Source organism: Psychrobacillus sp. Z16_25 (genome assembly GCF_056856695.1).
This window is the reverse complement of record NZ_JBXEOV010000001.1, coordinates 282,328-303,172: the sequence shown is the minus strand read 5'-3', so window position 1 is coordinate 303,172 and position 20,845 is coordinate 282,328. Positions and strand designations below refer to the sequence as shown.

General features: G+C 42.1%; 19 protein-coding genes. 8 read left to right on the top strand and 11 right to left on the bottom strand.

Features of this window, described 5'->3' with window-relative positions:
- Positions 1-25 precede the first annotated feature (25 nt).
- The 10 genes from miaA to AC1VU3_RS01360 form a co-directional block, all read right to left on the bottom strand.
- Positions 26-964 (bottom strand): tRNA (adenosine(37)-N6)-dimethylallyltransferase MiaA, encoded by a 939-nt coding sequence (gene miaA, locus AC1VU3_RS01405; RefSeq protein WP_482982531.1) that lies wholly within the window; start codon positions 962-964, stop codon positions 26-28.
- Positions 954-1,871, bottom strand: coding sequence for a lysophospholipase (locus AC1VU3_RS01400; protein WP_482982530.1), 918 nt, complete (start codon positions 1,869-1,871; stop codon positions 954-956). Before AC1VU3_RS01400 ends, miaA begins: the two co-directional genes overlap by 11 nt.
- Positions 1,871-3,508, bottom strand: coding sequence for a glycerol-3-phosphate dehydrogenase/oxidase (locus AC1VU3_RS01395; protein WP_482982639.1), 1,638 nt, complete (start codon positions 3,506-3,508; stop codon positions 1,871-1,873). The genes AC1VU3_RS01400 and AC1VU3_RS01395 overlap by 1 nt, the downstream gene beginning before the upstream one ends.
- Positions 3,509-3,524: 16 nt before the next feature.
- Positions 3,525-5,033, bottom strand: a complete 1,509-nt coding sequence (glpK, locus tag AC1VU3_RS01390; RefSeq protein ID WP_482982529.1) for a glycerol kinase GlpK — start codon at positions 5,031-5,033, stop codon at positions 3,525-3,527.
- A gap of 10 nt (positions 5,034-5,043) precedes the next feature.
- Positions 5,044-6,921, bottom strand: coding sequence for a DNA mismatch repair endonuclease MutL (mutL, locus tag AC1VU3_RS01385; protein WP_482982528.1), 1,878 nt, complete (start codon positions 6,919-6,921; stop codon positions 5,044-5,046).
- 16 nt (positions 6,922-6,937) lie between these two features.
- Entirely contained in the window at positions 6,938-9,517 is a 2,580-nt protein-coding gene (gene mutS / locus AC1VU3_RS01380) for a DNA mismatch repair protein MutS (protein ID WP_482982527.1), read from the bottom strand.
- A 76-nt stretch (positions 9,518-9,593) separates the two neighbouring features.
- Positions 9,594-10,148 carry an outer spore coat protein CotE gene (gene cotE, locus AC1VU3_RS01375; protein ID WP_480388369.1) on the bottom strand — a complete coding sequence of 185 codons (555 nt, stop codon included), beginning with the start codon at positions 10,146-10,148 and terminating at the stop codon, positions 9,594-9,596.
- Positions 10,149-10,802: 654 nt separating this feature from the next.
- Complete coding sequence (locus AC1VU3_RS01370; RefSeq protein ID WP_482982526.1) at positions 10,803-11,351, bottom strand: nucleotidyltransferase family protein; 549 nt, start codon at positions 11,349-11,351, stop codon at positions 10,803-10,805.
- Positions 11,344-12,990 (bottom strand): hypothetical protein, encoded by a 1,647-nt coding sequence (locus AC1VU3_RS01365; protein ID WP_482982525.1) that lies wholly within the window; start codon positions 12,988-12,990, stop codon positions 11,344-11,346. The genes AC1VU3_RS01370 and AC1VU3_RS01365 overlap by 8 nt, the downstream gene beginning before the upstream one ends.
- Positions 12,983-13,777 (bottom strand): ABC transporter ATP-binding protein, encoded by a 795-nt coding sequence (locus AC1VU3_RS01360; protein WP_482982524.1) that lies wholly within the window; start codon positions 13,775-13,777, stop codon positions 12,983-12,985. The genes AC1VU3_RS01365 and AC1VU3_RS01360 overlap by 8 nt, the downstream gene beginning before the upstream one ends.
- A 139-nt stretch (positions 13,778-13,916) precedes the next feature.
- Here AC1VU3_RS01360 and AC1VU3_RS01355 point away from each other — a divergent pair, with 139 nt between their 5' ends.
- The 8 genes from AC1VU3_RS01355 to AC1VU3_RS01320 all read left to right on the top strand — a co-directional run bounded on the left by AC1VU3_RS01355 (position 13,917) and on the right by AC1VU3_RS01320 (position 19,604).
- Complete coding sequence (locus AC1VU3_RS01355) at positions 13,917-15,113, top strand: CynX/NimT family MFS transporter (RefSeq protein WP_482982523.1); 1,197 nt, start codon at positions 13,917-13,919, stop codon at positions 15,111-15,113.
- A gap of 137 nt (positions 15,114-15,250) precedes the next feature.
- Complete coding sequence (locus tag AC1VU3_RS01350) at positions 15,251-15,610, top strand: hypothetical protein (RefSeq protein ID WP_482982522.1); 360 nt, start codon at positions 15,251-15,253, stop codon at positions 15,608-15,610.
- Between the two features lie 53 nt (positions 15,611-15,663).
- Positions 15,664-16,047: a hypothetical protein gene (locus tag AC1VU3_RS01345; RefSeq protein ID WP_482982521.1), complete on the top strand. Its 384-nt coding sequence runs from the start codon at positions 15,664-15,666 to the stop codon at positions 16,045-16,047.
- A gap of 212 nt (positions 16,048-16,259) precedes the next feature.
- The gene (locus AC1VU3_RS01340; RefSeq protein ID WP_482982520.1) at positions 16,260-17,744 is read left to right on the top strand and encodes an S-layer homology domain-containing protein; all 1,485 of its coding nucleotides are present in this window, start codon (positions 16,260-16,262) and stop codon (positions 17,742-17,744) included.
- Between the two features lie 116 nt (positions 17,745-17,860).
- Positions 17,861-18,073 carry a hypothetical protein gene (locus AC1VU3_RS01335; RefSeq protein WP_482982519.1) on the top strand — a complete coding sequence of 71 codons (213 nt, stop codon included), beginning with the start codon at positions 17,861-17,863 and terminating at the stop codon, positions 18,071-18,073.
- Positions 18,074-18,368: 295 nt separating this feature from the next.
- Positions 18,369-18,662: a hypothetical protein gene (locus tag AC1VU3_RS01330; protein WP_482982518.1), complete on the top strand. Its 294-nt coding sequence runs from the start codon at positions 18,369-18,371 to the stop codon at positions 18,660-18,662.
- Between the two features lie 256 nt (positions 18,663-18,918).
- Positions 18,919-19,125, top strand: a complete 207-nt coding sequence (locus AC1VU3_RS01325; protein WP_482982517.1) for a helix-turn-helix transcriptional regulator — start codon at positions 18,919-18,921, stop codon at positions 19,123-19,125.
- On the top strand, positions 19,122-19,604 hold the full coding sequence (locus AC1VU3_RS01320) for a hypothetical protein (protein ID WP_482982516.1): 483 nt from the start codon (positions 19,122-19,124) through the stop codon (positions 19,602-19,604). The genes AC1VU3_RS01325 and AC1VU3_RS01320 overlap by 4 nt, the downstream gene beginning before the upstream one ends.
- 82 nt (positions 19,605-19,686) lie before the next feature.
- Here AC1VU3_RS01320 and AC1VU3_RS01315 read toward each other — a convergent pair whose 3' ends face one another.
- Positions 19,687-20,745 (bottom strand): nitric oxide synthase oxygenase, encoded by a 1,059-nt coding sequence (locus tag AC1VU3_RS01315; protein WP_482982515.1) that lies wholly within the window; start codon positions 20,743-20,745, stop codon positions 19,687-19,689.
- Between the last annotated feature and the right edge of the window lie 100 nt (positions 20,746-20,845).

Here is a 20,845-nt window from a genome sequence, read left to right as displayed (position 1 = left end):
TTTACATAAAAATTCTGTCCCTTTTTTAATTATTCGATGCTATTTCTGGATTATCCTGCAAGAATCCATGAATTTCTTTTAAAATTCTTTCTTCTTCTGTAAATGGATTGTACCAGTGGATATCCATCTTGTTTCGGAAATAGGTGAGCTGACGCTTCGCATATCTTCGAGAATTTTGTTTCAGCTTATCGACTGCTTCCTCTAGCGTCAGTTGTCCAGCTAGATAAGCATAGATTTCCTTATAGCCGATCGCTTGTATAGACTGAACATCTTTCAGCCCACTTTTATAGAGACCTGTCACCTCGTCCAACAGGCCATTTTCCATCATGATATTTACTCGTTTATTGATTCGTTCATATAAGACTTCCCGATCAATTGAAAGACCTATGATGAAATGCGGATAAACACTTTCCTGGCCCTGGTCTTGTTCAATCTCATGCTTTTGTTTCCCTGACAGAATCACCCGTTCAATCGCCCGAATGACACGCTGCCGATTATTCGGGTGGATAGAATCGGCAGCCTCCGGATCAAGCTTTTTCAATTTTTCATAAAGCTCTTCCGACGAAAGAACCTCTAGCTTCTCCACAAGTCCGGCCTCTTTCACCGGCTGCTCCGTAAAACGGAAATCATACAGGACGGATTGAACATAAAGACCCGTCCCTCCAACGATAATCGGCACCTTTCCTCTAGAGGAAATCTCCTCTATCTTTGCTCTTACCAGACGTTGATATTCCGCTACCGAAAAGCTTTCGTCAGGTTCCTTTATATCAAGGAGATGATGAGGTACACCCGCCATCTCCTCTTTCGTAATTTTGGCTGTCCCGATATCCAAGCCTCTATAGACCTGCATGGAATCTCCATTGATTACTTCTCCATTTACTTCCTTCGCTAGCTTAATGCTAAGCGCCGTTTTTCCGACCGCGGTTGGGCCGACTATTGCTATTACTGCTGGTTTATTTTTCATTTTTCAACATCCAATTTAGCAGGTACTCATATGTTTGCTGCCTGTTTATTTCATTTAAAATTTCATGACGCGCTTTTTCTACAATATGCACGGTGATATTGGTCATCCCTGCCTTTTTCATTCCTTCAGCGACGCGAAATGCATCCTTGCCGTTTTTCCCGACTGGATCGTACTCACCACCGATTAAGAGAACAGGGAGATCCTTTCTGATTTTGTCAATTTCCTCTTTTAGATGAATGGTCTTTAACCCACCAAACATATCTGTATACAGCTTGTTGGTAGGAATAAAACCACACATCGGGTCTTCAATGTATTCTTGCACCTTTGCTTCATCTCTTGATAGCCAATCAAAAGGAGTTTTCGGATTGGTGATTTGCTTATTGAAGGCACCGAAGACTAGTGAATTTAATAATGGACTCTCTGTCTGTGGGGAATGAATCTTAGATTGGAACTTCCCTAGAAGGATTCCAGCGTCACCCATTATACCAGGACTATACATCGTGGCGCTTAATACCGCCTTTGAAAGTGTGTGACTATACTTTTGCATATATCTTCTTGCGATGAAGGAGCCCATGCTATGCCCTAACAAGATGAGCGGAACTTCTTTATTTTCATATACGATATGCAGGACCTCACGGACATCCTCTACTACTCGGTCAAAGCCGTCTCCGTCACCGTAATACCCATATTGCCCGTTTTTTTCGGCAGTCCTTCCGTGACCACGGTGATCATGTCCGCTGACAGTAATGCCGTTAGCCACTAAAAATTCCGCAAACTCTTTATACCTTCCAACATGCTCCGCTAGCCCATGCAAAATATGTACATGCGCTACCGGATTTTCTGCATTATACCGAACGATATGCACCAAGTGCCCATCAGACATTGACCCTTCCATTATTTCTTTCACTATTCTTCCCTGCTTTCCGATAAAGTCGCATCCTCCTGGATTTCATCTAATTGCTTTCGGAAAGAAGCTGTTTCCTCTTCTGAATAGTTCAGAAGCTGCTTCATTACCTGTAAGACGTCATCCTTATATAATTTAAAATGGTCTATATGGAAATAAAGCATACCTGTTCTTCTAACTAAAAAGTCTACAGGGGAATATGCCATCTCGTGATGTACGGCATAATATACCTGTGCCAGCAACCCTAATGGAAGCGGAGAGGAGACAGCGGAAAGGATATGTGCATATTCAAAAACCTTATCCACGTTAGAGCCGTATAGCTTTGCTAGTCTTCTACCTTCTTCATGACTTAGCCCATACTGTGGCGCAATTTGTTCTTTTGCATAAACAAATGCCTCGAACTGATCCGCCCCTCCGATATCTCCTCCTGAAAGTGGAAGATGCTTCGTAATACAAGGACCGTATTCTTCATCCCCAAGCTGCTTGGAAATCTTATCGACAATCATCTCTGCCATTTTTCGGTATCCAGTCAGTTTTCCTCCGGCAATTGTCAGTAGACCAGCTTCTGACTCCCAAATTTCATCCCTCCTGGATATTTCAGAGGGATCCTTGCCTTCTTCATAAATGAGTGGTCTAACACCTGCCCACGTTGATTCTACATCCTTCATTCCCACCCGGACCTCTGGGAACATATAATGAATCGCATCTAATAAGTACTCGACATCTTTTTTAGTCGCAACTGGATTATGGATTTTCCCTTCGAAGAAGGTATCTGTCGTACCAACATATGCTTTTCCTTCTCGTGGAATCGCAAAGATCATTCGTTTATCTGGTGTATCGAAATATACTGCCTGTTGTAACGGAAAAATAGATTGATCAACAACAATATGAACGCCCTTTGTCAGTCGAAGCTTTTTCTTGTTTTCGATTCTATCCAAGGCACGAACAGTATCCACCCATGGACCAGTTGCATTGACAACCTTTTTAGCATGGACATGAATACGTCTATTGCTAATGACATCTAAAATTTCAGCACCAACTACTCGGTTCTTGTCATTGTATAGGAAGGATTTTGCCTTCGCATAATTAAGACAAACTGCCCCTCGTTCCATTGCCTTCTTCACTACCTCGATGGTCAATCTTGCATCATCCGTTACATATTCAACATATAACCCTCCGCCGAGGAGCTTATCCTGTTTGACTAAAGGCTCTCTCTCTACTGTTTCCTCTGGAGTAAGCATTAGTCTTCTTTCTTCCCTTTTCACACCAGCGAGAAAATCATATAGCTTGAGACCTGCAGCTGTCGTGAACGGTCCAAAGGTTCCTCCCTTATGAAAAGGAAGCAGCATGCCCGTAGGCTTAGAAACGTGTACTGCGTTATCATAAACGATTTCTCTTTCCTTCCCTACCTCTGCTACCATTTTCACTTCCAGCTGCTTCAAATAACGTAATCCTCCATGGACCAGCTTGGTGGACCTACTAGAAGTACCTGCTGCAAAATCCTGCATTTCCACAAGTGCAACAGACATCCCTCTTGTTACGGCATCTAAAGCGATACCTGCTCCCGTGATTCCGCCACCAATGATCAGGACATCAAATTCATAATAATCTAAGGTATTTAGTATTTGTTCTCGTTCCATAGAAGATCTCACTAATCTACACCTCTTCTTCTGTTAATTTAAACATCCTTGTTGCCTCTACAGCTTTTTCCCATCCTCTATATAACCTTTTTCTTGTCTCTTCATTCATATCTGGCTCATAGATCTTCTGACTTTCTCGCATCGCACAAAGCTCATCGATGTCCTTCCAGAAGCCAGTTGCAATCCCAGCTAAATAAGCTGCTCCAAGTGCAGTTGTCTCGTTTAGCTTTGCTAGCTCTACCGGAAGGTTTAGCATATCGCTTTGGAACTGCATAAGAAATTCGTTGCCGACAGCTCCACCGTCTACTCGAAGTGCCTCTACCTTCACCCCAGAATCCTTTTCCATTGTATCCAGCACATCCTTCGTCTGGTAGGCAAGGGATTCCAAGGTTGCCCGAATGAAATGCTCCTTGGTCGTTCCTCTCGTAAGCCCAAAGATAGAGCCTCTTGCATCAGAATCCCAGTAAGGAGTTCCTAGGCCGACAAAAGCCGGGACGAAATAAACATTATCCGTGGAGTCCACTCGTTTGGCATATTCTTCTGAATCCGAGCTTTTTTTGAGCATTCGCAGGCCGTCACGTAACCACTGTATCGCGGAGCCTGCCACAAACACACTACCTTCCAGTGCGTAAGTGACCTTCCCGTCTATCCCCCAAGCAATCGTCGTAAGAAGACCAGATTCACTTGGAATCGCTTCTTCCCCTGTATTTAATAGCATGAAGCAGCCTGTACCGTACGTATTTTTCGCCATTCCCTTATCAAAGCAGCATTGTCCGAAAAGTGCCGCCTGTTGGTCGCCAATCGCTCCAGCAATGTCCACCTCTTTCCCAAAAAAGACGCTAGGATCTGTTTTGGTATATACCTCAGAGGACGAACGAACCTCGGGAAGCATAGACATCGGAATATCTAAAAGCTGACAAATTTCCTCATCCCATTTTTGCTCATAAATGTTATAGAGCATCGTTCGAGAAGCATTAGAATAATCCGTCACATGCGCTTTTCCGTTGGATAGCTTCCAAATAAGCCACGTATCAACCGTCCCAAAAAGTAAGTCTCCAGCCTCTGCCTGTTCTCTTGCTCCCTCTACGTTGTCCAAAATCCACTTAATCTTGGTTGCAGAAAAGTACGGATCCAGCTTCAGACCAGTTTTTTGTTGGAATAAATCCTCTAGCTCCTGCTTCTTTAGCTCTTCAATAATCGGTTGTGTCTGCCTAGATTGCCAAACAATCGCATGATAAACAGGCTTCCCCGTCTTTTTATTCCAAACCACCGTCGTTTCTCGTTGGTTCGTAATCCCGATAGCATGTATATCCTCCGGCTGGTTCCCACTTTGCGTTAGTACTGCGGCGATAACAGAAAGCACAGATCCCCAAATTTCCTGTGCATCATGCTCCACCCACCCTGACTTCGGAAAGTGCTGCTTAAACTCCTGCTGTGCCGAATGGACGATATTGCCCTGCTTATCAAAGATAATCGCTCTTGAACTTGTAGTCCCCTGATCAATAGCTAAAATATAGTTTCCCATCAAACCCCTCCTACATTACTCGTTTAAACATCTTTTCAATCTCATAAGTAGAAAAATGCACAATTACCGGCCTACCATGCGGACAGGTCAGCGGATGCTTGGCATTTTTCAAGCTTTCTAACAGCTGCTCCATATCTCTCATGGTCAAATAGTGGTTCGCCTTGATTGATAGCTTACAGCTCATCATGATTGCTGCCTCTTCACGAAGCTTTTTAATATCGGTCTTTCTATTGGTGAGCACCTGCTCGATGAGAGACTCAATGATTTTGGTTTCATGCCCCTTCGGAAACCAGGTCGGGTGCTCCCTCACGACAAAGCTCGACGTTCCGAAATCCTCTAAAAATATTCCGACTTGGTGAAGCTCCTCAATGGATTCCTTTATTCGATAAGCCTCATCCAAGGAATAATGGAAGGTTAGTGGCAATAAAAGCGCCTGCCTCTCCGCGGCATCCACCTCTCCGACCTTTTCCTTATAATACTCATACTTGATACGTTCCTGGGCAGCATGCTGGTCAATCAAATAAAAGCCATCATCACTTTGCGCCACAATATACGTCCCATGAATCTGACCTACTACATGAAGGTCTGGAAATGGTGGTCGCTGCTCGACCGGTACTTGGACGTCTTCTAGGTACGTTTCGTTATCCGGCTCCGACTGAACGGGCTCTGAATACGTCTCGTTCACTGGCTCCGATGGGATTTGTTGTGTCGGTTCCTCCCGAAGTGGCTCCCGCTCCTCCAAAACAATCGTGTCTTTTGTAGATGTTGTTCCCATCTCCGGTGCCTTCTCCTCCTCCTGTCGAGGCGGAGCTGCCACTGGCTCAAAGGTTTCCTTGAAGAAATTAAATTGATAGCTAGGCTGCTTTTTCACAGCCGGCTTTTCAGTAATTTTAGGTGGCTGCTGGACTTGGTGCATGACAGAACGAATCGTCCGCTTGACCAGCTCCATTAATTCCTTTTCCTTACTTAAACGGATCTGATGCTTCGCCGGATGGACGTTTACATCGGTAAGCATGGGATCTGCCTCAATATTTAATACCACAATTGGATACCTTCCAATCGGAAGAAGTGTATGATATGCCTCAACTATTGCATTATTCACCCCATAATGCTTTACCCAACGACCATTCACTAAGACGGTCATATAGTTTTTCGAGGCTCTCGTAATTTCAGGTAAGGTAGCGTATCCTGAAATGCGGAAATCAGGGGATTCGCCTTCATAGTAGACCATCTTCCGTGCATTCGCCATGCCATACACAGAAGCGAGCACCTGTTTTAGGTCCCCTCTGCCACTTGTTTGAATAATTGTTTGCCCGTTATGGATCAGCTTGAACGCGATATGTGGAAAGCTGATTGCCAGACGGTTGATCAAATCGATGGTGTGGCCAAGCTCCGTTTGAATCGTTTTTAAATATTTTAGACGAGCCGGGGTATTGTAGAATAACTGTTTGACCACGATGTCGGTCCCTCTTCTAATAGCAGCAGGACCAGAGGAGATCACTCTTCCGCCCTCTAGTTCCACCTTCGTCCCAACATTTTCCCCGTCAGAGGTCCATAGCTCTATCTTGGATACGGAGGCAATACTGGCAAGCGCCTCTCCGCGGAACCCTAAGGAGCGGATTCGGAACAGATCATGCTCTGTCATTATTTTAGAGGTAGCATGTCTTGAGAACGAGCGAAGGGCATCCTCCTCATCCATGCCGTTCCCGTTATCTGTTACCTGGATTTTCGCAAGCCCAGCCTCCTCCAGCGTGATTTCAATCGAGGTGCTTTCTGCGTCAATAGAGTTTTCTACAAGCTCTTTGACAACCGATGCAGGCCGCTCTACTACCTCACCAGCTGCGATTTTATTGGACAGAAGCTCCTCCATTACAACAATCTTTCCCAATTAGTTCACCTCCCGCTCAATCATCTAGCTCATTCTGTAATTCATAAAGAAGCTGAAGTGCTTCTAGTGGTGTCGTACCAGATATATTTATTTTCTTTATTTTTTTCATGATTTGCTCTGCTTTTTTGTTTTCCACCTGTTGAACTGGTGCAGGCGCAGGTGTAGGTGCTTCCTTCACTGGCGTCTCTTCAAAGAAAGACAGCTGCATTGCCTCGACAGGCTCCTGCTCCTTCTTATCCTTCGCTTCAAAAGTAGCAAGGATATCACGTGCACGGACAATGATCTCCTTCGGAAGCTGAGCAAGCTCTGCCACATGGATACCATAGCTCTTATCTGCCGGTCCGTCCTTCAATTTATGTAGGAAGACCACCTTACCGTCCTTCTCTGTAGCAGAAACATGCACATTTTTTAGCTTAGACAGTGTATTTTCAAGCTCTGTCAGCTCGTGGTAATGGGTAGAGAACAATGTATTTGCCCCTATATGATGGTGGATATACTCCATCATGGCCTGCGCAAGACTCATTCCATCATACGTGGAAGTCCCTCTTCCGATTTCATCAAATAAAAGAAGGCTTTTGCTCGTCGCATTCGAGATGGCATTCTGAGATTCCATCATCTCAATCATAAAGGTACTTTGTCCACCGGCAAGGTCATCCGCTGCACCTATACGTGTAAAGATTTTATCTACAATAGGAAGCGTCGCACTTTGGGCAGGCACATAGCAGCCAATCTGCGCCATAATGACCGTTATTGCCACTTGACGCATAAACGTACTTTTCCCGGACATATTCGGACCAGTAATCAAGAGCATATTCTCTTTTTCGGTAAGCACACAATCATTCGGTACATAGAGCTGATTGTTCAGCATCTTTTCAACGACTGGGTGACGCCCCTCTTTGATGATCATCGCTTGTGAGTCGTGGAACTCAGGCTTCACTAATCGGTAACGGTCTGCAACATGTGCGAAGGCAATGTAGACATCCAGCTCACTAATTTGTTTTGCCAGCTTTTGTACAAGCGGGATATGTTGTTTTATTTCCTCTCGCAGTTGTGTAAACAATTGATATTCCAGCTCTAAGCTCTCATCCTCTGCGGAAAGGATCAGTGATTCCTTCTCTTTTAACTCATCCGTAATATAGCGCTCCGCATTCGCAAGCGTTTGCTTTCGAATGTATCTGGATTCATCTGCAAAATGGATATTCGTTTTGGATAACTCAATATAATATCCAAATACTCGGTTATACCCTATTTTCAGGTTTTTAGCACCAGTCAGCTCTCTTTCTTTCTGCTCCAGCTCCGCTATCCATCGCTTGCCGTTCACAGATGCGTCGCGTAACTGGTCTAATCGTTCATGGTACCCTTCTTTTATTACCCCACCGTCCTTCACAGAAATCGGTGGTTGCTCACTGATGGCATCCTCGAGCTTTTGCCAAATGTGGTGGCAATCTTCGAGCTGCTCCCCTAATGCTTGTAAGATGCTGCTGCCGGATTCTACTAACAGCTGCTTTATAGAAGGGATTTTCGAAAGTGACTGTCTAAGCTGGGCTAGATCTCTACCACCCGCGCTGCCGAATCCAATACGACCCACTAGACGCTCTAGGTCATAAACCTCCTTAAACAGCTCCTTAACTTCCTCTCGAAGCATAAAGTCATCAAGGAAAGCAGTCACAACGTCCAGCCTATGCTCGATTGCTCTTCTATTTGCAAGCGGCTGATGAATCCATTGCTTCAGCTTACGTCCACCCATCGCAGTAACCGTTTCATCCAACAGCCATAGAAGTGTTCCTTTTTGATCACCGCTTCGAATAGAGGAAATCAATTCAAGATTTCGTTTTGAATGATAATCCAGCTCTAGATATGCTTCTCTTTCTTGGTAGGTGAACGGCTGAATATGGAGCAGTGAACGCTTTTGCGTTTTCTCAATATATTTCAGCAGCCTTTTTACCGTGCCAAGCGTCACAGCAGGATGGTTCGGCGCATACGGAGCAACCTCCTCATCCGTCAGCTCCTCCTTCTCAATGGAAAGCGTAAAATCGTGTATTGCAGAAAGCTCACTAATTAAGACATACATCTGCTCACTCACAATCAGCTCCTTCGCCTCAATCGAAAGCAGCTGCTGCACGACCTCCTTCTCATCCCCCTTGATCAGCGAGGTGAAGCCATGACCAGTAGAAATATCCAAATAGGAGAAGGAAATCTCGTGTGGGGACACAATATCAGCGGAGGCAATAAAGTAATTGGTCTTATGCTGCATCGCCTTCCCGTCCATCATCGTCCCAGGAGTAATCAAGCGAACAACCTCTCGCTTCACCACACCCTTCGCAGTACGTGGATCCTCCACCTGCTCACAAATCGCAACCTTGTGCCCCTTGCTAATAAGCGTCTCAATATAACTCTGCGCGGAATGGTGCGGAACCCCACACATCGGGATGCCATCCTTCCTGCTCGTAAGGGTGATTTCTAGAATAGATGCCGCTTTGATTGCATCGTCATGGAAAAGCTCATAAAAATCTCCTAATCGAAAAAACAAAAAAGCATCTATGTAATCTTCTTTAATCGTTAAGTATTGTTTCATCATTGGCGTAATCGTAGACATATTGTTCCTTCTTTCTTTGTACTTCTCTTTATTATAACAAAAATGCACAAAAAAAGAGCCGAGCGAACCCGGCTTTTTAAAGCGAAGATGACTCATCATGCTCTGCACTGCTAGAAGAGCTAGAAGAGCTAGAAGAACTGGAAGAGCTGGAGCTTTCCTCATTAAATGCCCATTCTTCTTCGAAATCTTGGTCATGCACTTGAATCACAATCGTCGTTTCCCCCACTACCTCTGCCAGCAATTCCCTCTCCACTGTTACCTGGAAGCAAGAGCCATTGTTTGCAATAATCGCCTCTGTGCAATTTGGCTGCTGAAGAACACGCACATGCACCTCTTCACCTGTTGTATCTTTGTCACGATAGTGCAGTTTAACACGATCTTTATAATTAATCGTTTCAGTGTAAACAGAAGTTTTCGAATGATCATGATGTGCATACCATACGTTTACATCGTACTTACCAGTTACCTCTACATAATTCCCATGTTTCTTGGACTGGTGCGAATGATTAATTACCCAACACCCTAATATGCTAGATGGTGCATTCGGTGGACGAAGTGTTTCACTTGATTCCGTTCTCTTTTTACCTTTGGCAACAACAGCCTTCGTTACAATATGGCGTAAGTATTTCATTTTTTTCCTCCTTGTCTTCAAGTCATAACATCATATGCAACATGTGCCCAATGGGTGCTTATCTTGGTGGATGTTTGTGGAAGATTGGGAAATCGGGGTGTGGGCCGGTTGATTGCCAAACGGAAATTACCGAAAAAACCGTGGCAATTCATTCGAAAAACAGATAAATGGAAGATGTATGATAATTAATGAGGTGAGCCCCATAATTCTTGTGCTCGCACAGCCATTGGCAAGGGTGAATTTCTCGTTAGTCGCCCTCATTATCAATTTAGTCTCTTTCAACTTCCATTTAGTCGCTTTCGCGGAGGATTTAGTCGCGTTCACATAAGTTTTAGTCGCTTTCGTTGGCGATTTAGTCACTTATCGGAAATTTACTGGAAATTATTTGTTGTACCATTCGATTCAGAAAGCTCCAGATTGGCAACAAACTGGCAATACGTGCGATTATTCCCTTCTTACTTGCGGTCGCCAGCGTGTTACTTGCGGTTACCGATTGGTTACTTGCGATATCGTAGCCTTTACTTGCGATTGGAGCCAGTTTACTTGCGTTTATTGGTTATTTAGTCGACAAAAGGGGTTTATTGGTAATTAGATATTGCGCAATCCGCCCCCCCAAAAATAAAAAAGAGCTTGGTTCTCCAAGCTCTTTACTCTCTATTTAAACTGAAGCGCTGGCCATGCCTTTTGCCAATTTTTCTTTGTCACTCTCGTTTGGTAGATGTTGTGGAGTGGGCCGCTTTCGTAGCCGGGTGAGGGACAGATGGTTAGGCTGACTAAATCCTGTATGCCGTGTGGAGCAGTTAGGATGAGTGCTCCTTGTTCTATTTTTATTCCCACCGCTGTTGCGGTTTCTGGAAAGCTTGCAATACCTTCGACAGCAGAAGCGAACGGCGGAAGATTGTTGATGGTATGCATCCGCGCTTGATTTTTCACAGACCATGGCTCTCCAGGATGCATATTTCTAAGCTGCTCCTCGTATTGCTTTTCTACCTGTTCGTCTAGGCAGGATGAGTCGAAGTAGATGACATCGATATCGGCTAGGGGGGTTCTTTCTGTTTTATTGTGCAGAGCGTCCCATATCTTAGAGCGGACGAAGCCAGCGCAGACCCACCAATCTGGCAGGTCAAGGCTTGCTGCTGTCTGGATAATGCCCATCATCCAGTCATCTTGTTCGATTAGTTGAAGGATGCTTTCTTTATCCATTCGTCACAGCCCCTTTCTTGGCACTTGGGAACACTAGCTTCCACATGATCGGAATCCCCAATAGTAGAAGAAACACGAGAGCTAGTTTACCGTACGGCAACTTACCAATCATAAAATGCACAACAGCGAACACACCAATGGCCGCCATAGTAGTAAAGGTTTTAATCGTACTGGTATTTTCTATTGTCTCAGCTGACTCTGAAAAAGGATATATTTCTCCGTTTAATATTTTATATGTTAAAACGGTCGTACAAATGGCTGCTAGCAGGACAATTGCCAAGTCGAGTAGAATCCCCCACCCGTATAACCAAGTATGAAAAATACATAGCAGCAGATAAATCGGCAAGAAATATTTAATCAGCACTGCTTTTAAGGTCGCTGAATAAAAGATGCTCTTGTTCGCAATAGGCGCAACCCGCATGACCCAGATTGCCTTATATGCAGGAGAATACTGCAGCATATGAACAATGGTCGGAATCATTAACAAGGAGAAATAAATGTTTAAAAAGCCACTCCCCTGTTTAATTTCCTCTAATGAAGACACTCGGTAGTTATTAAAGAAGAAAATAATTGGAATAAGAAAAGAAAAGGCCAGCAATGGATAGAGCTTTATTTTCATCTCTCGTTCTTTTGTAATCATTTTAGAAGAAAAGCGAAAAATCGTGCGTTCCTCTGGAGAAGTACAAATTAGCTTTGCCCATAAATTTGTGAATATCGCTTTCTCTTTTTTCCTTTTAGCAGAATCTGTTTGTAGCTTAATCAAGCCCCGTTCAAAGCCAGGCATACTGCGTACATAAACGATGATGGCTACAGCCGGTATGGTGATTGCTAGAATAGAGAGAAGTATAATTGGTGAGTCAGTTTGTTGATTCAAGAAAAGCTCAAATGGGGCACTGAACCAGAGCGGAGGAAGAATGACATGCCACCACTGGAAGGTATAAGTCAGATCCAGGTTGCTGATTTCAAATACCCGCCCGAAAAATTGATAGCCAACCATGATAAAGATAGCTAGTGCAATCTGTACATAAGAAATCATATCCTTCAGCTTTTCTCCGCTAAAGAATCGTAAAATTACATAATAAGCAAGTGCCGTTAGCGTCAAAGATAGCAATGCAACAAGTATTACTGATAGTAAGAAAATAAGTGTAAAAAGGATTCCTTGTACAAAAATACTGACGACTAGAGGCACTGCGACAAAAGATAAAGTAAGAAGCGATATGTAGTAGCCAACATGTATCACTTTCGCAGTATTCAACGTTCTTTTATTGATCGGTCGGGCCAATAGATTGTTTTTATCTCGTACATCTAATAAAACAGAGGAAAAATCGGATACCATGGAGCTCATTAAGAAAAAAAGCAGCACACTAAACATGATGCCCATGCCAAACATATAATTATCTCCAAAGAATAGAAACGGTGTCTGCATGAGCAGCCCGTACAAGCCGTAAATCCAGAGAGACTTGTAAAACTTATTGCCTTCTTTCTTCTGCTTCGTTCCTTCAATGATGGCAGGCATACGACGACCATCCATCGTAAGCTTCAGCTGGAGAATCGCTCGCATGGCCCCATAGTCGATATTCATCTTACGAAAAAGGGCTTGGAGCTTATCTAAAAATTGTAGGAGGCGAAAATCATCCATTCTCTTTACCTCCACTTACAATCCCAACAAATCGTTCTGCAATTTCCTCTTGCTCATGAAACCCGGTCAGCTGGTTAAAGATTTCCTCAAGGGAACGCTCCATATCTTGGTTTTGCAGCTCCTCAAAGGTTCCGTCTGCTACCACCTTCCCATCCACTAGTAAGACAATCCGGTTACTGATTTTCTCCACCACATCCATGATGTGTGAGGAATAAAAGATGGTTTTTCCGTTGCTCGCAAGCTTTGCAAGGATTTCTTTGATGACCATCACACTATTAGCGTCTAACCCGCTAAGCGGCTCATCTAAAAATAGCAGGTCTGGATCATGGAGCAGACTGGAGATAATCATCACTTTTTGTTTCATTCCCTTAGAATAAGAGGCAAGACGCTGATGGAACACTTCCGCCAGCTGAAACTCCTTCATTAGCGCTAAGGCCTTCTGTTCCGCCTCCTCAGATGTAAGCCCATATAGCTCTCCAACAAACGTAAGGTATTCACTGGCAGTTAGATTTTCATACATATCCGCTATTTCGGGAACGTAGCCAATTCTCTTTTTGTAGGAAATATCTCCATCCGCAATATCCTTTCCAAATATCTCGATCTTGCCTTTATAACCTTCAATTAAACCAAGCATTAACTTTACTGTAGTTGACTTACCCGCTCCGTTTGGCCCGATGTAGCCGATGATTTGGCCACTATATACATCTAAATCGATACCGTTTAATACCTGCTTATTGCCAAACTTCTTGGAAAGACCTTGTAATGAAAGGATTTTTTCTTTTGTCATCCTCTAACCCCCTTCCTGCTATTTTACCATAATTTACTATGTGTTTTTATGTATATTTCATCATTTTATGAGTTAGTTGAAGTTTTAAATTGGAGGGTGTAGAGTGTGACTTATCGAGATGTATAGAGGTGAACTGAATATGACATCAAAAGTAATGGACAAAAAAACAATGCTCCTATTAATACTCGGAGTAATCTTCCTATCCTCTACGCTAAGGGCCCCGCTAACTTCAGTAGGCCCAATTATTTCTATCATAAAAGATGCGTTATCTATTTCCAATGTGTTGGCTGGCTTTATTACGACTATTCCACTTTTAGCATTTGCTGTCGTTTCTCCCTTTGCTCCTAAGGTGGCAAAAAAGTTTGGAATTGAATGGACATTGTTTCTCTCCACCATCCTGCTTGCAGTTGGAATTGTCACCCGCTCATCAGGAATTACCTTTCTTTTATTATTCGGGACAGTTCTTATCGGAGTAGCAATCTCTTTTGGGAACGTTCTGCTTCCAAGCTTGATCAAGCGAAAGTTTCCTTTGCAAATTGGATTACTGACTGGAATTTTTACAGTGTCCATGAATTTATCTGCCGGACTTGGAGCAGGGATTAGCTATCCCATTGCCTCAGGTACAAATTTTGGCTGGCAGGGAGCACTTGGATGCTGGGCGATTCTAGCAGTGCTCGCATGTATTATATGGATTCCGCAGCTTGGCGGAAAGAAAAAAGAATCACTTGAATCCTCTCCAGCAGGCGAGACAGGTCATCGCTCCATTTTAACATCACCACTAACTTGGACCATTACGCTGGCTATGGGGCTCCAGTCTTTGATTTTTTACACGATGGCGGCATGGATACCTGAAATTTTACAAACAAAAGGAATGGATGCTGACCTTTCCGGCTGGATGCTATCCATCATGCAATTTGCTCAGCTTCCTATGACCTTTTTAATACCGATTTTAGCAGGACGAATGAAGAATCAACAATCACTAGTCTGGTTATTTTCCATCCTCAATATTATTGGTTTTACCGGCTTATTATTTGGGGATGTGTCCCAAACCTTGTTGTGGATGATTATATTGGGTCTAGCAGGTGGCGCATCATTCGGACTTGTTATGATGTTCTTCTCCCTAAGGTCCCGAACGCCCATGGAGGCAGCGGAACTATCAGGGATTGCTCAATCGCTAGGCTACCTGCTAGCTGCAATTGGTCCAGTGTTTTTTGGATATATACATGATGTTACCGGCAGCTGGAATGGTCCGATTCTGCTGTTCATCTTGACGTCCATGTTACTATTGCTTGCTGGTCTGCATGCGGGTAAGGATTGCTTTGTATCAGAGGAATAGATTAGGAAAGAATTTAAACCGCCAAAATACTTGGCGGTATATTTTTTACACTCCAAATACCTTTTTTGCTAAAAATTGGTTTATTATAGAAATAAAGAGAGGGGTTGTTCACCATCCAATTAGGAAAATACCAATTCATGATTATTATTACATTGTTTCTAGTGACTATCTGTGTGTTGCTTTACCCTATTTTAATTAAGCCGAAAAATTCATTGGATTTATACTACCATATCATTCGCTCCGATGAATATGAGGATGTGAAGAAACTTGCTCTCGATAAAGAAGAAAGCCGTTTTACAAGAGAACAATATGAAAATATCATGGTGGATAGGGTCAGTCCCTCTAAAATTAGACAGTTTACTATTTTAGAATACGGTAAAAATGGGTCTATATTATTGGAAACCTCCCCTGGTACAGAAAAATTATACATTCTCCATACGGAGGAGCTGCCTGAGGATGTCGCACAATATTTAAGAGAAATGGATGAAGACAACTAAAAACTGTAACAAACACGTTTAAAGGTCGTCTAATTTTATACGGAGGGATTACTGTGAAGCGTGTCTTTATGGCTTTGTTATGCTGTACATTTCTTTCAGGCTGTGGGCTCGAGCCAACAACAATAGAAAAGGAATATGAAGGAAGTTTAGACCAAGTGACGAAAATAGAAATAGTAGATGGAAGTACCGGAGAATTAGTCTTCACCGAGGAGAAAGAAGAAATAAATCAGTTTATCCATGAAATAAAGGAAATTGTATTCAACCCAGATGAAAATCAAGAGAAACGAGAAGGGTTCCTTTATTCTATCCATTTCTATGAAAATAGCGAGAGAACATTTCACTTTAGCTTAAACACAATCGGTGACCATTATTATGAGACAGAACCTGAACTAAAGATTATGGTGGAGCAGTTTTTTCACGAAATAAAAGACAGCTGATAGAAAAAGTACAGTGCCTATCTTTCTTATTATTAGTAATAGAATTTCAGCACACGAGAATAGGGATAAAACTAGTCAGGGAGAAGACACTATTAAACAGCTCTCACTTTAGTTATTTATCTCTCTCTTAATTATATCGTGCCAGTTCTTAATGTGGTTCATTGTGATATTACAGAATATTAGAAACACAGAATTGAAAGGAGGATTAACAAATGTTTACTAGAAAGATAGGTTTTTTATTTGTAGCTTTATGGGTTAGTTTCGTCTTGGCTTCTATTCAAGTATTCGCAGCACCCCCAACTAGTAATCAATCGTTTTCTGATGTTCCTGCCCATAAACCTTATGCCTCGGCTGTTTATGATTTAGCTGAACGCAATATTATCGGGGGCTACCCCGATGGCACTTTTAATCCAAGTGCTTCTATTACCCGTGGCCAGGCAGCTTCTATTATTGCCAAGCTATTAGATTTACCAACAAAGAATGTGAAAAACCCTGGTTTTCAAGATGTAAATGAAAATCTTTGGAGCTATGGAGCAATTGCCGCCACGATAGAAAAAGGAATTTTCAAAGGATATGAGAATGGCCGTTTCGGACCAAACGATCCCATTACTCGGGGACAAATGGCTTCTATTCTAATAAAAACATTTGGATTCCATTCCTATCAATATCACTACCAATCTTCACCTTTTACCGACATCGATAAAGCGATGAGCCATCAAAATGCGATTATCACATTACATGAGCTAGCTATTACGTCAGGCACCTCCCCTACTACATTTGGTCCCAACCAACCGATTACTAGAGCACAGGCCGCTGTTCTCATTACAAACACAGAAAAAACAGCTGCTAATAAGATTACGCTTAAAGGAAAGGATTTTGGTTGGACAGAGTTTAGAGGCTACAATGATTACCAAGCGGATAAAAATGTCCCGTCAGAGCAAGTCGAGCCTTCTATTATAAAAGTGATTCCAACAAGAACATTTTCGGATACACTTCAAATCGTTCCTTTAAAAACTGGAACACAAAAGCTTGTCATTTCTGGGGGAAATCAAACACAAAATGGATCTGAATCGAAAAAATTCTATGTGTATGTAAGTAATCAAAACAGTAAGTTAGTCATTGATATGGAAGAAACAAACGATGTTATGACGACGGATGTTCGATTGCGAGCTGCTAAAGACAAGGTGAAAGCAATCTCCCTATTGTCTACCGACGGAAAAATAATAAAAGAAAATGTTCAATTCAAGGTTTGTCCTGAAAATAGTAATCTTGCGGACATAACACTAATTTGTATATCACTGAGTGAACCAACAGAGAATTTAGTGGTAGTTGAATATGAAAATGGAAAAAAAGTAAATTACGCTATATCAAGTAACGCTCAGCCAGATAATTTTTATTATCTAACCACTTCCATCTTAGTTATACCAAAGGTGACCGTGGATTTAACGAAGGAGCAAGGCAACTTTAGTGAGTTCGTTCTCCAAAAGGAAGACGAAAAGATCATCAAAGTAAAAAAAGATGCGAAGGCTGATATCTTCCATATTGATGGAATTGGTGAAGGATACGCCCATATCACCTTCCCAAAAAGCGATCGAAAGAAAGGCAGTGTCTTGGGACTTTATATCAGTGTAAAAAAAGTTGCAAATCAATTCCAAGTAGAGGTTGAACACTACACATACGAGGACTTATTTCATTGATAAGAATATGAGTGCTAAAGGGTGTTCCATAAGTTTTCTTCTTTTGGGATGCCTTTTAAAATAGTCTGTTTTACCGTGTAGATATGAATGGTAATATTATTTAAAGGAGGTTTAAAATGGGAGATATTTTATTTTCAATTATTCAAATGAGTTTCATCATAAATCCGATATTAGCTATTGTATTTTGTTTTAATCTAGTCGAAATCATCAAAAAAGCGAATCAGGGTGAAAAAGCGATCGATAAAAATTTCCTGTGGTTGACCGTTTCGGGTGTATATATCATTACGTCAATCACTTGGATGGTTAGTGTGCAGATGAATATGGGATAACCATGATTATAAATATATAAAATGGGAGCTGTTAGAGAAGTGATCGTTTTTTTAGGAATAGGAATTTTATTAAACCCAATCTTTGCAATGGTTTTCTGTTTAAATCTTATTGGTATGATAAAAAGATTACATCAAGGAGAAGAAAAAATAACAAAAAATGCATTTTGGCTAACGTTTTCAGGGATCTTTATTGTTACTACTATAACTTGGATGCCGATGTATATATGATATTATCTTCTATCGGCTTGTCGTATTACTGTATTTATTGATCATGATTTTTTTAAAGAAGACATTGATGACCGCAGACTTCCCTATTAACTATAGCATGGAAGAGCTGAAGGATTTAAGCATCCTGGCAATTGTGACGAGTATAGTACTCTTTTTGGTACTACTATTTACACGTAAATATATACTATATACATTGAGCATTTATGCTATCCTGCTTATTTTCCGAGTTGTTTCGATGGTAAAGTATCAAATCGATGATGTTACTCGTCTAGAGCAACTGCTGCTTTTCATGGTTCTCTGCCCTTTCCTAGGTGGCTTTTTCCTTATTAAAAAGAAAAATACAGGGAACCAGCACGTATAGGATGAGCCGTCCATCCTTGAATCTGAGACGGCAATTTTTTTATGAAACCCTACGTTTACTGCTCCAGCGGCTTTTCGTGAAGTGTAACCCAAATCCTCTCCTACTGTATCCCCAACCAGATCCAACTAAACTTTTAGACAAAAAGCTAGGTAAACGGTATCTTATATTTTATTTTCCTATGCGTATAATGTAAGAAATACTTTACTTTTTGTAAGAAGTTCTTTACATTTAAGGGTATAACACGGGGAGGATAGAAATGGAAATTAAAAATCGGTTGAAGGAACTGAGAGCAAGATCTAACCTTACGCAAAAGGATTTATCTGAAAGAGTAGGTGTAACACGTCAGACCATTATAGCGTTGGAGAAAGGAACCTATGTGCCATCGCTATTACTTGCGATGAATATTGCGGAAGTGTTTCAGGAACCAATCGAACAAATCTTTTTCAAGGAGGACGGAAAGTGAGAATTGTTATTTTCGAAACTTTTAGCAAGATTATTATTGTTGGCTTAATGGCATATACATTGGGGTTTGCGTATGAGAATATCTGGTTGATGGATGAATTTGATCGAGGCTTGGCAAGCGGAGAAATAATTTTAAATGAAGTAAAATTTAGTTTATGGCCATTTGTAGTCAGCCTTCTGTTGATCATCATTTATATGATGCTCTCTGTTAAATTAAAGCCAAGAAAACGGGCTAATTTCCTATTAAAGTTTGGAGAATTTCAGGAAGCGGATGAACGGGAGCTGGTCATCACTAATAAAGCAACCAGGGCTTCTCATGTGACTTTCACATTTTCTGCCATATTGGCAATGGCAATGATGGTTTTTTCTACTGGGCTCATATATGAACATCCCGCTTTCCCTTTATATTTATTTGCCGCAACCATAATATCCTCAAGTATTGCATACACTCTTGCATGGTGCACGGAGTTTAATAAATGAAAAAACGCACTGAGCGTTTCATTCAGTGCGTAAGTAATAATGATTATGGAAACTTTGTTACAGAATTAAAGCCATCTCCTGCCTATTTATAAGGCTGCTCTTGATAGAAATAATTCGGTGTCACTTTTTTATTATCATAGGGCTTATGAAAGATATGAGTGGTTGCTGGAGACATAGGTGGAATGAGCCAAGACCAGTTGCCAGTCACCTCGCGACCAGCCCCTTGCTCAAGCTGTTCGAATTTCTTGAATTGCTGAGCTGCAGTGTGATGGTCGACAATACTCACGCCGTCTTCCTTAAAGGAATAAAGGACCGCAGTGTTAAGCTCCACCAATGCTCGGTCCTTCCACAAGGATGCATTCGATTTCGTGTTCAAGCCCATCCGTTCCGCAATTACGGGCAGCATATTGTAGCGATTATCATCCGCTAAGTTTCTCGCACCTATCTCCGTTCCCATGTACCAGCCGTTAAAAGGAGCAGCTGGATAAGAAATCCCGCCAATCTCCAGCTTCATGCTAGAAATCATCGGAACCGCATACCATTTTAACTCTAGTTCCTCGAACCAGTCATATTCCGGGTGTCTAAGCGGAACCTCTAAAATATACTCCTCCGGTATATCGTAAAACCTAGGATTCTTTCCATCTACTTGAATGACTAAAGGTAGGACATCAAAGCGCCCGCCCCTCCCCTTCCAGCCAAGCTGTTCACAAGCCTTCGTGAAGGCAACGGAATCCGAGTCCCCCATAATCCCATCGGGTGTTTCATATCCTGCATAGCGAATCAGCTGGTGGTTCCAAATTCTCACCCGGTCGGGAGAAAAAATGGTGATGGTTGGTCTGATGCGCCCTTTATTTGTAGCGAATTGAATATGCTCTAGCAATGCTTGAAAGATGCTATCTTCATCCACTAGTTCCCGTTTATCTATCACATGCAGGCTTCGCCAAAATAAACGACCAATGCACTTGTTGCTATTACGCCAAGCAAGCTTCGCACCATACGCCAGCTCTTCCTCGGTTTGATTGTAAGTTTCCTTTTCTTCTATTTCCTTTTTCACTTCGGCTATTCGAACAGCAAGCTCTTCTTCCGACTTGCCAGTTTCTCTATAAAATAGTTGAAGATACTCCAACGCCTCGCTCATCATCTGACCTTCCCCCTTAACCTTACTTTTCATGTTAGGGAAATGGAATCAATGAAACAAGCACGTTTAGGCAGAAAGATGTGATGGTTTTATGAAATGTCCT

Coding starts and splice junctions, on each gene's coding strand:
- miaA (WP_482982531.1), bottom strand. CDS start 964: ATGAAAAATAAACCAGCAGTAATAGCAATAGTCGGCCCAACCGCGGTC.
- AC1VU3_RS01395 (WP_482982639.1), bottom strand. CDS start 3,508: ATGGAACGAGAACAAATACTAAATACCTTAGATTATTATGAATTTGAT.
- glpK (WP_482982529.1), bottom strand. CDS start 5,033: ATGGGAAACTATATTTTAGCTATTGATCAGGGGACTACAAGTTCAAGA.
- mutS (WP_482982527.1), bottom strand. CDS start 9,517: ATGTCTACGATTACGCCAATGATGAAACAATACTTAACGATTAAAGAA.
- cotE (WP_480388369.1), bottom strand. CDS start 10,148: ATGAAATACTTACGCCATATTGTAACGAAGGCTGTTGTTGCCAAAGGT.
- AC1VU3_RS01370 (WP_482982526.1), bottom strand. CDS start 11,351: ATGGATAAAGAAAGCATCCTTCAACTAATCGAACAAGATGACTGGATG.
- AC1VU3_RS01365 (WP_482982525.1), bottom strand. CDS start 12,990: ATGGATGATTTTCGCCTCCTACAATTTTTAGATAAGCTCCAAGCCCTT.
- AC1VU3_RS01360 (WP_482982524.1), bottom strand. CDS start 13,777: ATGACAAAAGAAAAAATCCTTTCATTACAAGGTCTTTCCAAGAAGTTT.
- AC1VU3_RS01355 (WP_482982523.1), top strand. CDS start 13,917: ATGACATCAAAAGTAATGGACAAAAAAACAATGCTCCTATTAATACTC.
- AC1VU3_RS01350 (WP_482982522.1), top strand. CDS start 15,251: ATGATTATTATTACATTGTTTCTAGTGACTATCTGTGTGTTGCTTTAC.
- AC1VU3_RS01340 (WP_482982520.1), top strand. CDS start 16,260: ATGTTTACTAGAAAGATAGGTTTTTTATTTGTAGCTTTATGGGTTAGT.
- AC1VU3_RS01335 (WP_482982519.1), top strand. CDS start 17,861: ATGGGAGATATTTTATTTTCAATTATTCAAATGAGTTTCATCATAAAT.
- AC1VU3_RS01330 (WP_482982518.1), top strand. CDS start 18,369: ATGACCGCAGACTTCCCTATTAACTATAGCATGGAAGAGCTGAAGGAT.
- AC1VU3_RS01325 (WP_482982517.1), top strand. CDS start 18,919: ATGGAAATTAAAAATCGGTTGAAGGAACTGAGAGCAAGATCTAACCTT.
- AC1VU3_RS01315 (WP_482982515.1), bottom strand. CDS start 20,745: ATGATGAGCGAGGCGTTGGAGTATCTTCAACTATTTTATAGAGAAACT.